The following is a 12,919-nucleotide window of genomic DNA, read 5'->3' as shown; positions in this document are numbered from 1 at the left end:
TCTACAAGTCCAGGGTCAGCGCCGAACCGCGGGCTGCCCGCGATACGCACGTCAGCATCTGCCGCGCCGCGCGTTCCGGCTCCGACAGCAGGGTGTCCCGGTGGTCGACCTCCCCGGCCAGTACCTGGGTTCGGCACGTCCCGCAGAACCCCTGCTGGCACGAATAAGGTGCTGCCACTGCATTTCTGCGCAGTGCTGCCAGCAGCGTCTCGTCGGCGCCGACGGCGACCGTCTGGCCGCTGGAGGCCACGGTGACGTCGAACGGGTGCCCGTCGACGACCGGAGCCGCGGCGAACCGCTCGAAGTGCAACTCGACGTCGTCGCGACCGGCCAATGCGGCTCGCAGGGCGGTCAACATCGGCGCCGGTCCGCACGCGTAGACCGCGGTGCCGGCGGCGCAGTCGCCGAGCAGTTCCGCCGCGCCGGGCGTCCCGTTCCGGTCGTCGGTGCGCACGACAACCGCGTCACCGAACGCGCCGACCTCGTCGAGAAACGGCAGGCTGTCCGCCGAACGCCCGGCATAGATCATCGACCAGTCGATGCCCAACTGCTGCGCGCGCTGCAGCATCGGCAGGATCGGAGTGATGCCGATGCCACCGGCGATGAACCGCAACCGCCGCGTCGGCGAGCCGAAGCCCGGGACCGTCAGCGGGAACGCGTTGCGCGGGCCGTGCGTGTGGACCTGCGTCCCGAGCGGCAGATCGTGCACTTCAACCGAACCGCCACCGCCATCGGGGATGCGCCGCACCGCGATTCGGTAGCCGTCGCGGGATCGAGGGTCCCCGCACAGCGAATACTGACGGATCCGGCCGCTGGGCAGGTGCAGGTCGATGTGGGCGCCGGGATACCACTCCGGCAGAGCGCTCCCATCGGTGGCCGTGAGCGTCAGTTCGACCACATCCTGGTCGCGGGCCACGATGCGCCGTCGCGTGACCGTCAGCGCGATCAGCCCGTGCGGTGCGCCGCCGGGCGGACGGGGCCGTCGCAAAGCCGAAGCGGCCGAGAGCATTCCGCCGATCGCGACCCCGGCCACCCGGACCATGATGCTGCGGGTCCGGGGGCGCTCCTGCGAACGCGCCGTCACAGGTGCGCGGCGCGGGCCGCGGGGGAGGCCGCCAGATAGGCCACGGCCTGAGCGGTGGAGCCCACGTCGGCCGGGGAATACCGCGGCCGGAAGTAGGCCAGCGTGCTGGTCCCGAACAGCTGCCGGTAACGGGGCAGCAGGCCGAGCTTCGAGTCGCGCATCCGCATCCGGTTGAACGTCCACCAGTTCGCGTCGACGTTCGGGTCGGTCCTGACCAGGTACCACGCGCCGCGCTGGAAGAACACGAACAGCATCGTCGCCGCGACGCTCATCGCGCGGATGCGGCTGAGGTAGCTGTCGTCGAAGTAGGTGGCCACGTCGTGGGCGACGCTGCGGTGCTCGACCTCCTCGCTGCCGTGCCAGCGGAACAGGTCGACCAGCGTCGGGTCGGCGTGGTGGTCGTCCCAGGCGCAATTGAGCGCGAAGTCGCCCATGACCGCGGTGTAGTGCTCGATCGCGGCGATCAGCCACAGCCGCTCGCGCAGATGGTTCATCCGGCGACGCGGATCCGGGGTGTCCGACGGGGCGAGGGCGCCGCTGAAGATGTGCTCGATCTGGGCCAGCAACGGGGCGGCATCCACCCCGTGGACCTCCATGTACTCGTGCAGGATCCGCTCGTGCACGTCGGCGTGGGTGGCCTCCTGGCCGATGAACCCACGTACGTCGTCGGCCAGCTTCGGATCCTCGATGAACGGCAGGGCCTCGTTGAACGTCTGCACGAACCAGCGCTCGCCGGCCGGCAATACGACGTTGAGCATGCTCACCACGTGGGAAGCCACAGGATGTCCGGGAATCCAGTGCAGTGGGATATCGGCGACGTCGAAGTGCACCCGCCGGGCCTGGATCTGCACCGGGCCGGGGTCGATCTCACGGTCGCAACGGTGCGGTCGCAACATCAACGGCTCCTGTTCGTCGTGACTGTATTGCGAGTCTACGACGAACGGGTCAGTTAGTGGGAACGCCGGTCATGGATATTCGTGTCAGGGGCGCGGCGAGGTGTTGGCGATGATCGGCGCGACGTTTCCGGCCACACCGGGCGCCACCGGCGTTCCGGCACCGGGTGCGCCCGGGATCGGCACCATAGGCGTCGGGGTCACCGTGGTGACGCCGTTGGCGCCGACGCGCGGACCGCCGGTCGGGCCCATGGCCTTGATCTGATCGGCGGCCTCCTGCGTGCAGTCCAGCATCAGTTGCATGCGGCCCTGGCCGGTGATCTTCTGTTGGCTGACCAGGCACGCCGACTGCGGCAGCACGCTGCCGGTGGAACCGCCGAAGTACGCCTTGACCCCTTGGCTCTTCAGGATCGCCAGCGCCCGGCCGTACTGTTCGCCCAGCACGTTGTGCGGGTGGGAATCGGACGGCTGGGAGATCGCGACACCCGCTCCGAACAGGGCCACGGTGCCCGCGGCGACGAGTCCGCCGCTGAACACGACGATCTTTCTCACGACTGATCTCCTCGCTCGGTGCTGATGCGGTGCGAACATATCGCAGCGGTGTCGGATGTGAAACCGCTGCAGCCGGCTCCAGCGTTACATGCCGACCGTCAGCGCGCAGCGCCAGCGCCGCGCGCCGAGCGTGAATTCACGGCGGGATTCGGGCCTTGATCTCAAGTGGTCGCTGCAACACCTGAGCTTATGGAGGGTTGTTGCTCGATGGGGTTTCGGATGCATGGCTGCAAACAAGTGCCAGAGTCTGTCCGCGAGGTGTTCTTCGCAACGTTGAGGTCGGGGGTGTCGCCGACGGCGGCGGCGACAGTGGCCGGGGTGGCTGGTGCCACGGGTCGCAAATGGGCCAGAGACGCCGGTTATCAGACCACTAAGAAGCATTACGGCACACGGTATTCGCAAGAGGCTCGGGACGCGTTTTGGACCGCGTTGCGGTCGGGGTCCTCGCCGACGCAGGCCGCGGTGTTCGCCGGCGTGTCGGAGCACACGGCCCTGCGGTGGGTCCAACAGGCTGGTTACGTGCCCAGAACACCTCTTGCTGTGGTTAGCGATCTCGACACCGCGTCATCACCGGCAGGGCCGATGTCGTTTCTTGAACGCTGTCGGTTAGAAGAACTGCTGGAGACGGGGCATTCACCGGCTCGGGCCGCAGCATTGCTGGGGCGACATCGGTCCACGATCAGTCGTGAGACCCGTCGCGGGCAGACCGCCTCGGGATACCGGGCGCGCGTCGGGCAGGGCAGCGTTGAGGCCCACGCCAAACGTCCCAAGCCACGCAAACTCGACACCAACCCCGTCCTGCTCGACCAGGTTGTGCAACGCTTGAAGCATCGGCACAGCCCCGAGCAGATCGCGGGCCGGCTGCGCGAAGAGTTCCCCGACGACCCGGAGATGTGGGTGTCGCACGAAACGATTTATCAGTCCATGTATGTCCAGCCTCGCGGGGAGCTTGCCCGGCTGGTCAAGACCGCGCTACGCACCGGCCGCACTCAACGAAAACCACAGGGCCGCACCCCTACTGGCACCGGAAAGCTCAAGGGCATGGTCAACATCAGCCAGCGACCTGCTGAAGCTGACGACCGCGCGATCCCGGGTCATTGGGAAGGCGATCTGATCCTGGGCAGTACCGCCTCGGGCTCAGCGATCGGCACCATGGTCGAACGCACCACCGGGTTCGTGGTGCTGCTGCATCTGCCCGCCGATCGCACCGCAGCCACCCTGGCCGAGGCCATGTCGGCCAAGATCCCCGAAATCCCCGAAATCCTGCGCCGCTCACTGACCTGGGACCAAGGCAGCGAGATGGCATTGCACACCAAGATCACCGAAGCCACCGGCCTGCCGATCTACTTCTGCGACCCGCACAGCCCCTGGCAGCGCGGCACCAACGAAAACACCAACGGACTCTTGCGGCAGTACTTTCCCAAAGGCACCGACCTGTCCTTTTACGGCCCCGGCTGGCTAGACGAGGTCGCCGCCGAACTCAACGCCCGACCCCGCAAACGCCACAACTGGCGCACCCCCGCCGAGGAACTTAACCGGCTACTCTCAGACCCGTCCACATTTGTTGCAACGACCGCTTGAATCCAAGGGCCGATTTTCCGCCCAGGATTCACGCTCGGCGAGAGATTGGTTCGACCGCTTCACTCAGATGCGCGGTTCGACCGCTTCACTTAGATGCGCGGTTCGACCGCGGCCCGCAGCGCTTCGCACAGCCTGGCGACACCCTCGTCGACGAACACGTCTTCCAGCAGCACCTGGTGTCCCTGCGAATCCGCCAGCGGGACGCGCCAGTTCGGGTATTCGTCGGTGGTCCCGGGCTGATTCTGGGTGCGGACCTCGCCGACGGCGTCAGCCAGCGACAGCGCCAGCAGCCGCGACGGCGCTCGTCCCAGGTAGCGGTGCAGTGCCAGGACCACCTCGTCAACCTCGGCACCGGATCCATCGGCGAGCAGGCCGACGCGGCGCAATTCGGCCAGCCACGCGTCCTGCTGTTGTCGGTCCGCGGCGAGTTCCGCATCGGCCGGACGGGTGAGCAGTCCGAGCTGATCGCGCAGCCGGACATGCTCGCCGGCGAGGTAGCCGGCCGTCGGCGGCAGGTCGTGGGTGGTGACCGCCGACAGGCAGAACTCCCGCCACCGCTCGGCGGGCACGGGCCGCCCGTCGCCCTCGTGATCGTTCTCGAACCACAGGATCGATGTGCCGAACAGGCCCCGATCGTGCAGGTAGTCGCGCACCCACGGCTGCACCGTGCCCAGATCCTCACCGACGACGACGGCCCCGGCGCGCTGCGCCTCCAACGCGACGATGCCGATCATCGCCTCGTGGTCGTACCGCACGTAGGTGCCCTCCGTCGGTGACGCGCCCTGCGGGATCCACCACAGCCGGAACAGACCGATGATGTGGTCGATCCGGACCCCGCCGGCGTGCCGCAGCACCGCACGGACCAGCGCCCGGAACGGCTCGTAGGCCTGTTCGGCGAGGCGGTCGGGGCGCCACGGCGGCTGTGACCAGTCCTGGCCGAGCTGGTTGAACTCGTCCGGCGGCGCGCCCGCGGTGACACCGAGGGCCAGCACGTCCTGCAACGCCCACGCGTCGGCGCCGTTCGGGTCGACCCCGACGGCGAGGTCGGCCATGATGCCCAGCGCCATGCCCGCCGAGACCGCCCGGGCCTGCGCCGTGCTCAGCTGTTCGTCGAGCAGCCACTGCAGCCACCGGTGGAAATCGACCTCGGCGGGGTGCTCGGCGGCGAACGCGGTGACCGCGGCGCTGCGGGGGTGCTGCAATTCCGCGGGCCACCGGTGCCAGTCCGCGCCGTAGTGCTCGGCCAGCGCGCACCAGGTCGCGAAGTCGTCGAGGCTGGTGCCCTCGCGCCGACAGAACGCCTGATAGGCGATCTCGCGTCCGGCCGAGAACTCGACCAGGTACACCGTTTCCAGCGCCGCCCGCTTGGCCTTCCAGGCACGGTCGCGGTCGATCCGGTCGGACCGGTGCGCACGGGCCTGCACCTGCTCGCGAGCCTTGCGGATGCGGTTGCGATGCCGCACCCCGGCGTACTCGGGGACGGCCTCGACCCGCAAATAGATCGGATTGACGAAGCGGCGGGACGTCGGCAGGTAGGGGGAGGGCTCCATCGGCGCCACCGGAGCCGCCGCATGCAGCGGGTTGACCAGGACGAAACCCGCGCCGTGGCGGGCGGCCGACCACACCGCCAGATCCGTCAGGTCGGTCAGGTCGCCGATGCCCCACGAATCCCGCGACCGGGCGCTGTAGAGCTGGGTGGCCAGCCCCCAGCTGCGGCCCGCACCCAGTCGGGGCGGGAGCTCCAGCCGGGCCGGTGTCATGATCACCGCGGTGCTGGTCTCGTACGCGCCCGCCCGCAGGTGGAGCCGGTGATAACCGAGCGGGGTGTCCCCGGGCAGTTCGAACGTCGCCTCCCCGACCAGTCGGCCGTCGAGGTCGTAAGGCGCAGTGTAGTTTTCGAGCTGTCGAAGGCCGGTGCGGACGGTGCCGTCCTCCAGCGTCAGCCACAGCTGGACCGGATCGCCGTGCGTGACGTGCACCCAGAACGGTGTCGTGGACCCGCTGCGGCCGATGACCACCGGGGGCAGGGACCGGGCCCAGTAGGTGCGATCGTGCTCGGTCAGCGCGGCGGCGCGCTGCTCTTCGGTGGCGGCGGGTACCCCGAGCGCTTCGAGGACCGCGGTCAACGTCGATTCGGGGACCGGCACCTGGCGGCCGCGCCAGTCTTCGTATTCGGTGGCCACCCCGTAGCGCGCAGCGAGTTCGGACAGCGACGACGGGCGCGTGACATCGGCCATGGCGCCATCTTGCCCCGTCGGCGGCGATCGCAAACGTCGAGCGACCCGGTCGGTCGGGCTCTTCGGTAGGGTCGACCTCCATGGCGCCCGAACGGCCCGGCGCCGGCGAGGCGCGCACCAGGCGGGCACGTATCGCCATCGCCGCGGTGTTCCTCACCAACGGCGCACTGTTCGCCAACCTGCTGCCTCGATATCCCGAGATCAAGGCCGACCTGGCGATGTCGAACGTGCTCTATGGGGCTGCGGTGGCGTCGTTTTCCGCCGGCGCGCTGCTGGCCGGCCTGACCGCGGCCACACTGATTCGGCGCTTCGGCTCCGCCCCGGTGGCGTTGGTGACCACCTACCTGCTGGCGGCGTTCATGGTGGTCGCGGCCGCGGCCCCGGCACCGCTGTGGTTCGCGGGCGCACTGTTCCTCGCCGGCGCCAGCGACGCAGTCACCGACGTCGCCCAGAACACCAACGGCCTTCGGCTGCAACGTGAGTACGGCCGCTCGATCATCAACTCGCTGCATGCGGTCTGGGCCGTCGGGGCCATCCTCGGCGGACTGATGGGCACGGCGGCGATCGCGCTGGACATCGGACGCACCCCGCACCTCGCCGTCGCCGCCGCCGTCTTCTGCGCCGTGGTCACCGTGGCCTATCGGCATCTGCTGGACGATCCCGACCACGCGCGGCACCCTTTCGCAGAGCCCGCCGGCGGACGCGGCGCCGGGGCCGTGTACCTGGCGCTGCTGGCGTTCGTCGCCATCGCGATCGCCGGGGTCACCGTCGAGGATGCCGGAAACACCTGGGCGACACTGTATTTGCGGGACAGCCTGGGAGCCCCGGCAGCGGTGGCGCCGTTGGGTTACGTCGCACTGGTGACCTTCATGTTCCTCGGCCGCCTCGCCGGCGACCGCCTCGTCGACCGCTTCGGGGAACGCGCCGTCACCCGGGTCGGCGGGCTGATCACCGCGCTCGGGATGGGGTTGGCGCTGCTCCTGGAGTCGGTGCCGGTGACCATCGCAGGGTTCGCCGTGGCGGGCCTGGGGGTGGCCACCGTGGTCCCGGCCGCGATGCGCGCAGCCGACGAACTGCCCGGGCTGCGCGCCGGCACCGGGCTCACGGTGCTGAGCTGGCTGATGCGCGCCGGGCTGCTCGGCGCCCCATTGCTGGTCGGCGTGATCGCCGACGCAACGAGTCTGCGCCTGGGGTTACTCACCGTCCCGGTCGCCGGATTGGCGCTCGTCGCGCTGGCCGGGACGCTCGCCGAGCGCGCGCGCCGATGAACAACGGAACAACACACCCCGCTGGTACAGTTACGTACCAGTTACCGATCCAAGGAGCTCGGAATGACCGCGGAGGCGACAACCCGCAACGAGGCCGCGCGGCCGGTGGTCGACACGACCCACGGCCCGGTGCGCGGCGTCGACGATGGGACCGTGCAGGTCTGGAAGGGCATCCGGTATGCCGCCGCGCCCGTCGGCGACCTGCGCTGGCGGGCGCCGCAGCCCCCGGCGCGATGGACCGAACCCGTCGACGCCAGCCGGGTCAGCCCGGTGTGCCCGCAGCCCACCGACGCCCAGTTGCCGATCGATCTCGGCGCGCCACAGGGCGAGGACTTCCTCACCCTCAACGTCTGGGCGCCGCCGGGGACCGCGGCCGGCGCCGACAAGCCGGTGATGGTGTGGGTGCACGGCGGTGCCTACGTGCTGGGGGCGGCCAGCCAACCGCTCTACCACGGCCGCCGGCTGGCCGTCGACGGCGACGTGGTGGTCGTGACGGTCAATTACCGCCTCGGCGCGCTGGGCTTCCTCGAACTGGCCACCGTGGGCGCCGACAGCGAACGGTTCAGCACCAACATCGGAGTGCGCGACGTACTGGCCGCACTGCAGTGGGTCCGCGACAACATCGCGGCGTTCGGTGGTGATCCGGGGCGGGTCACCGTGTTCGGGGAATCCGCCGGCGGCGCGATCGTGACCACGCTGCTGGCCAGCCCGGCCGCAGCGGGACTGTTCCACGCAGCGATCGCGCAGAGCCCGCCGGTCACGTCGTCCTACGAGTCCGACCGCGCCCGCCGGGTCGCCGAACGCTTCCTCGATGTCCTCGGCATCGGTCCCCGCGACCTCGGCGAGCTGCCCCGGTTGCCGATCGACGCCGTCGTCGCGGCATCGCGGACGGTGTTCGACGAGATTCCGACGCGCACCCCGGGCACCCTGGCGTTCGCGCCGATCGTCGACGGCGACGTCGTCCCCGACTACCCGGTGCGGGCCGCGCGGGCAGGCAGCACCCACCCGGTGCCGCTGATCATCGGCACCAACAAGCACGAAGCGGCACTGTTCCGGTACATGAAGCGGCCGCTGATGCCGATCACGCCCGAGTCGGTCAAGGCGATGTTCGCCGAGATCGCCGCCGAACAGCCCGAAGTGCGGCTGCCCAGCGAGGACGAGCTGAAGGGCCACTACCGGGGGCGGGGCAAGACCAGCGGCCTGCGGGTGTCCAGCGACATCGGGTTCCGGATGCCGTCGATCTGGTTCGCCGACGGTCACCGCGCGTCGGCCCCGGTCTATCTGTACCGGTTCGACTTCGCCACGCCACTGCTGCGGGCGGTGCGCCTGCATGCCGCGCACGCCACCGAGTTGCCCTATGTCTGGGGCAATCTGGTGGCGGGTCGCAAGGACCCGACCTTCGCCCTCGGCGGACTCAAGGCGGGCAAGGAGGTGTCGCGCCGGCTCCGGGCCCGCTGGACGAACTTCGCGCGTACCGGCGAACCGTCAGCGCCCCCCGGCGAGCCGCAGTGGCATCCCTACGACGCCACGCGACGACCGACCCTGGTGATCGACAAGCAGGACCGGGTCGTCGACGACCTCGATGCTCGGGTGCGCCGCGCCTGGGGCGACGACATCCTGAGCTTCCGGTAGAGAAGAGGCGCCCGAATGGACCTCCTCGAACTCCTGCCCCCGCCGATGCGCGAGCCGGTGCTGTTCGCCATCCCGTTCTTTCTGCTGCTGCTGGCCCTCGAGTGGACCGCCGCACGCCGACTCGAACACCTCGACGACGGTGACCGTCCCGGTGCGGGCGCCTACCTGACCCGGGATTCGTGGGCCAGCGTGTCGATGGGGCTGGTGTCGATCGTGACGATGAGCGCCTGGAAGCTCCTCGCGCTGTTGGGGTATGCGGCGATCTACACCTATGTGGCGCCGTGGCAGCTGTCGGCGACCCAGTGGTACACGTGGGTGATCGCCCTGGTCGGCGTGGATCTGCTGTTCTACCTCTATCACCGGATGGCCCACCGGGTGCGGCTGGTGTGGGCCACCCATCAGGCACATCACTCCAGCGAGTACTTCAACTTCGCCACCGCGTTGCGACAGAAATGGAACAACAGCGGCGAGATCCTGATGTGGCTCCCGCTGCCGTTTCTGGGCGTGCCGCCGTGGATGGTGTTCTTCAGCTTCTCGATCAGCCTGATCTACCAGTTCTGGATTCACACCGAACGCATCGGCACCCTGTGGCGGCCCATCGAGTTCGTGTTCAACACGCCGTCGCACCATCGGGTGCACCACGGCATGGATCCGGAGTACCTGGACAAGAACTACGGCGGGATCCTGATCATCTGGGACCGGCTGTTCGGCACCTTCCAGCCCGAGACGTTCCGGCCGCACTACGGGTTGACCAAGCCCGTCGGCACCTTCAACATCTGGAAGCTGCAGACCCACGAATACGTCGCCATCGGCCGTGACGTGCGCGCCGCCCGCGGCCTGCGCGCCAAGCTCGGCTTCATCTTCGGGCCACCGGGTTGGCACCCGGCCGCCGCGCCCGCGCCGGCGAGACCGCTGACGGCCTCCGATGCCGCGTCGTAATCTGCGCCGTGTGCAGACCGCTTTCGACGTCCCCGTCGACCCGGCGCTGATCGACCGCGCCCTGGCCGACAGCGCGCTGGGGTCGATGTGGCTCGACCTGACCGAGCGGCCCGACTTCGGGACGCCCTCGGGACCGGTGACTTGCGACCTGCTGGTGATCGGCGGCGGATACACCGGATTGTGGAGCGCGCTGCACGCCGCCCGCCGGCACCCCGACCGGCGCATCGTGCTGGTCGAGGCCGAGCGGATCGGGTGGGCCGCCTCCGGACGCAACGGCGGGTTCGTCGACGCCAGCCTCACCCACGGCTACGAGAACGGCAAGGCGCGCTGGCCCGACGAAATCGACCTCCTCGAGACGATGGGCCGGGAGAACCTCGACGCGATGGGCGCCGAGCTCGCGGAGCTGGGACTCGACCCGGAGTGGCAACGCACCGGGATGCTGTCGGTGGCGACCGAACCTCATCAGGTCGAATGGCTGCGCGAGGCCGCCGCCGACGGTCAGGGCGAGTTGCTCGACCTGCGCGAGGTACGCGAGGACGTGCACTCACCGACCTATCTGGCCGGACTGTACAGCCCCGATACGTGTGCGCTCGTACACCCGGCGAAGCTCGCCCTCGAGCTGGCCCGCGGCTGCCGGGAAGCCGGAGTCGAGATCTTCGAGCACACCACCGCCGGCCGCATCGTCTCCGGCGGCGCGGCGTTGCGGATACACACCGACGGCCCGGTGATCACCTGCCGGCAGGTGGTGCTGGGCACCAATGTGTACCCAAGCCTGTTGCGGCGCAACCGATTCCACACCGTTCCCGTCTACGACTACGTGCTGGCGACCGAGCCGCTGACCGACTCGCAACTCGACCGGATCGGGTGGCGGCGCCGACAGGGCATCGGCGACTCGGCCAACCAGTTCCACTACTACCGGCTGTCGGCCGACAACCGCATCGTCTGGGGCGGCTACGACGCCGTCTACCACTACGGTCGCCGCGTGGACGCGGCCTACGAAGACCGGCCCCAAACCTACCGCCGGCTGGCGGCGCACTTCTTCCTCACCTTCCCGCAGCTCGACGACGTCCGCTTCTCCCACCGCTGGGCCGGCGCGATCGACACCAACACCCGGTTCTGCGCGCATTGGGGCCTGGCCCGCGAAGGTCGGGTCGCTTACGTCAACGGCTTCACCGGCCTCGGAGTGGGCGCTGCGCGCTTCGCCGCCGACGTGTGCCTGGACCTACTCGACGGTGACCAGACCGAACGTACGCGCCTGGAGATGGTGCGCCGCAAACCGCTGCCGTTCCCGCCGGAGCCGCTGGCCTCGGCGGGGATCCAGGCCACCCGCTGGTCGCTGGATCGTGCGGATCACCACGCCGGACGGCGCAACCTGCTGCTGCGCGCGCTCGATTCCGCGGGGCTGGGCTTCGATTCGTAACAGCGGCACCGCCTGTAACGCACCTTTACCGAACCGCGATGAGCCAGTTACACCAGTCGAGAGCGCGGGTATCTACCGATATCGCGTTCGCGCGGAGTAGCCAACACCTCATCACTCGGGGAGAGCGGAGAAGGCTGTGTCTGTTCGTTCGTCGAATACGCCGCTGCGGCGCTGGCTGCAGGCACTGCTGATCGCCCTGGCCCCGGTGGCCGCCCTGGCGCTGCCGCCGGTCTCGGCGACCGCCCAGCCCGGCGTGGTGGTGCACCCCGGCATGGAAATTCACCAGGACTCGGTGCTGTGCACCCTCGGCTGGGTGGACCCGCAGACCCGCACCGCCTACACCGCCGGCCACTGCCGCGCCTCGGGCACCGTGACCGACAAGCAGGGCAGCTTCATCGGCGCGCAGGGCCCCTACCGCGACAACACCCCCAACGGCACCACCGTCGACACCAACCACCAGATCACCGACTGGCAGGTCATCCACCTGGCCCCGGAGGTGATGGTCAACAACGTGCTGCCCGGCGGCAAGGTGCTGGTGACCGACCCCGCGGTGCTGCCCGTGAAGGGAATGCCGGTCTGCCACTTCGGCGTCGTGACCGGGGAAAGCTGCGGCACCGTCGAGTCGGTCAACAACGGCTGGTTCACCATGGCCAACGGGGTGGTGAGCCGCAAGGGCGATTCCGGCGGACCGGTCTACACCCCGACCCCCGACGGCCGCACCGTCCTGATCGGCATCTTCAACAGCACCTGGGGCACGTTCCCAGCGGCGGTCTCCTGGCAGGTCGCCCAGCAGCAGGCGCAGCAGGACACCATCTCGGCGGCCTCGGCCACCCTGCCCGCCGCACCTGCGCAGCCCTAGTCGACGAGCTCGAACACCGGAATCGACGGCGCGATCGTTCGCAGCTGCTCCTCGGTGGAGTCCGGCGTCAGGCCTCCCACGTGATGCTTGACCTGCCAGTACCACCGGCGCAGGTAGGCCGAGAGCAGATCCGGCTTGGCATGGTCGGGTAGTTCGACCGCACGGTAACGGCGCACGTGCCGACGGGCGCCCACCTCGATCTCGCCGGCCGCCCGGACGTTGCGTGCCCACTGGGTGTTGCCCCGCGGGGAGACCAGGAACCGGCGCCCGTCGCTCGTCAGCAGGTTGACCACGACGCTGTGCGGCCGCCCCGATCTCCGACCGCGGACCTGCACCGCGGTGCTGCCCTGAATGCTGATGCCGCGCTCGGCCAACCAGCGGATGACGCTGTTGAACGCACGGGCGCCATCGCTGGGGACGTCGTAACGAACGGACATGACAAATCCTTTCCAAA

General features: G+C 69.4%; 11 protein-coding genes. 6 read left to right on the top strand and 5 right to left on the bottom strand.

Going from position 1 to position 12,919, the window contains the following annotated elements:
* Window position 1: 1 nt before the first annotated feature.
* From G6N31_RS06650 to G6N31_RS06640, 3 genes are all read right to left on the bottom strand, one after another.
* Window positions 2-1,042 (bottom strand): PDR/VanB family oxidoreductase, encoded by a 1,041-nt coding sequence (locus tag G6N31_RS06650; protein ID WP_098004986.1) that lies wholly within the window; start codon window positions 1,040-1,042, stop codon window positions 2-4.
* A 38-nt stretch (window positions 1,043-1,080) separates the two neighbouring features.
* Window positions 1,081-1,980, bottom strand: a complete 900-nt coding sequence (locus tag G6N31_RS06645) for a metal-dependent hydrolase (RefSeq protein ID WP_098004979.1) — start codon at window positions 1,978-1,980, stop codon at window positions 1,081-1,083.
* A gap of 84 nt (window positions 1,981-2,064) precedes the next feature.
* Window positions 2,065-2,529 carry a hypothetical protein gene (locus G6N31_RS06640; protein WP_098004980.1) on the bottom strand — a complete coding sequence of 155 codons (465 nt, stop codon included), beginning with the start codon at window positions 2,527-2,529 and terminating at the stop codon, window positions 2,065-2,067.
* Window positions 2,530-2,736: 207 nt separating this feature from the next.
* Between G6N31_RS06640 and G6N31_RS06635 the strand changes: the two genes are divergently transcribed.
* Entirely contained in the window at window positions 2,737-4,110 is a 1,374-nt protein-coding gene (locus G6N31_RS06635; protein ID WP_163722078.1) for an IS30 family transposase, read from the top strand.
* An 89-nt stretch (window positions 4,111-4,199) separates the two neighbouring features.
* On the opposite strand, the gene malQ is transcribed toward G6N31_RS06635, so the two are convergent.
* On the bottom strand, window positions 4,200-6,347 hold the full coding sequence (gene malQ, locus G6N31_RS06630; RefSeq protein ID WP_098006085.1) for a 4-alpha-glucanotransferase: 2,148 nt from the start codon (window positions 6,345-6,347) through the stop codon (window positions 4,200-4,202).
* An 80-nt stretch (window positions 6,348-6,427) separates the two neighbouring features.
* Between malQ and G6N31_RS06625 the strand changes: the two genes are divergently transcribed.
* From G6N31_RS06625 to G6N31_RS06605, 5 genes are all read left to right on the top strand, one after another.
* The gene (locus G6N31_RS06625) at window positions 6,428-7,615 is read left to right on the top strand and encodes an MFS transporter (protein ID WP_098006086.1); all 1,188 of its coding nucleotides are present in this window, start codon (window positions 6,428-6,430) and stop codon (window positions 7,613-7,615) included.
* A gap of 63 nt (window positions 7,616-7,678) precedes the next feature.
* Window positions 7,679-9,247 carry a carboxylesterase/lipase family protein gene (locus G6N31_RS06620; RefSeq protein WP_098006088.1) on the top strand — a complete coding sequence of 523 codons (1,569 nt, stop codon included), beginning with the start codon at window positions 7,679-7,681 and terminating at the stop codon, window positions 9,245-9,247.
* A 15-nt stretch (window positions 9,248-9,262) separates the two neighbouring features.
* The gene (locus tag G6N31_RS06615; RefSeq protein ID WP_098006090.1) at window positions 9,263-10,186 is read left to right on the top strand and encodes a sterol desaturase family protein; all 924 of its coding nucleotides are present in this window, start codon (window positions 9,263-9,265) and stop codon (window positions 10,184-10,186) included.
* A 10-nt stretch (window positions 10,187-10,196) separates the two neighbouring features.
* Window positions 10,197-11,606: an NAD(P)/FAD-dependent oxidoreductase gene (locus tag G6N31_RS06610; protein WP_098006092.1), complete on the top strand. Its 1,410-nt coding sequence runs from the start codon at window positions 10,197-10,199 to the stop codon at window positions 11,604-11,606.
* A gap of 136 nt (window positions 11,607-11,742) precedes the next feature.
* A complete protein-coding gene (locus G6N31_RS06605; protein ID WP_234815477.1) occupies window positions 11,743-12,465 on the top strand; it encodes an Rv1815 family serine proteinase in 723 nt (240 codons plus the stop codon).
* Here G6N31_RS06605 and G6N31_RS06600 read toward each other — a convergent pair.
* Window positions 12,462-12,902, bottom strand: coding sequence for a nitroreductase family deazaflavin-dependent oxidoreductase (locus tag G6N31_RS06600; RefSeq protein WP_098006095.1), 441 nt, complete (start codon window positions 12,900-12,902; stop codon window positions 12,462-12,464). The two genes, G6N31_RS06605 and G6N31_RS06600, sit on opposite strands and share 4 nt — an antisense overlap.
* Between the last annotated feature and the right edge of the window lie 17 nt (window positions 12,903-12,919).

This window comes from Mycolicibacterium duvalii (assembly GCF_010726645.1).
In the GTDB taxonomy this organism is placed as follows: domain Bacteria; phylum Actinomycetota; class Actinomycetes; order Mycobacteriales; family Mycobacteriaceae; genus Mycobacterium; species Mycobacterium duvalii.
This window is presented reverse-complemented; position numbering and strand designations above follow the sequence as displayed.

What these genes read in the sequence shown, in the direction of transcription:
- G6N31_RS06650 (WP_098004986.1), bottom strand. Translation starts at nt 1,042, where the DNA reads ATGGTCCGGGTGGCCGGGGTCGCGATCGGCGGAATGCTCTCGGCCGCT.
- G6N31_RS06645 (WP_098004979.1), bottom strand. Translation starts at nt 1,980, where the DNA reads ATGTTGCGACCGCACCGTTGCGACCGTGAGATCGACCCCGGCCCGGTG.
- G6N31_RS06635 (WP_163722078.1), top strand. Translation starts at nt 2,737, where the DNA reads ATGGGGTTTCGGATGCATGGCTGCAAACAAGTGCCAGAGTCTGTCCGC.
- malQ (WP_098006085.1), bottom strand. Translation starts at nt 6,347, where the DNA reads ATGGCCGATGTCACGCGCCCGTCGTCGCTGTCCGAACTCGCTGCGCGC.
- G6N31_RS06625 (WP_098006086.1), top strand. Translation starts at nt 6,428, where the DNA reads ATGGCGCCCGAACGGCCCGGCGCCGGCGAGGCGCGCACCAGGCGGGCA.
- G6N31_RS06620 (WP_098006088.1), top strand. Translation starts at nt 7,679, where the DNA reads ATGACCGCGGAGGCGACAACCCGCAACGAGGCCGCGCGGCCGGTGGTC.
- G6N31_RS06615 (WP_098006090.1), top strand. Translation starts at nt 9,263, where the DNA reads ATGGACCTCCTCGAACTCCTGCCCCCGCCGATGCGCGAGCCGGTGCTG.
- G6N31_RS06600 (WP_098006095.1), bottom strand. Translation starts at nt 12,902, where the DNA reads ATGTCCGTTCGTTACGACGTCCCCAGCGATGGCGCCCGTGCGTTCAAC.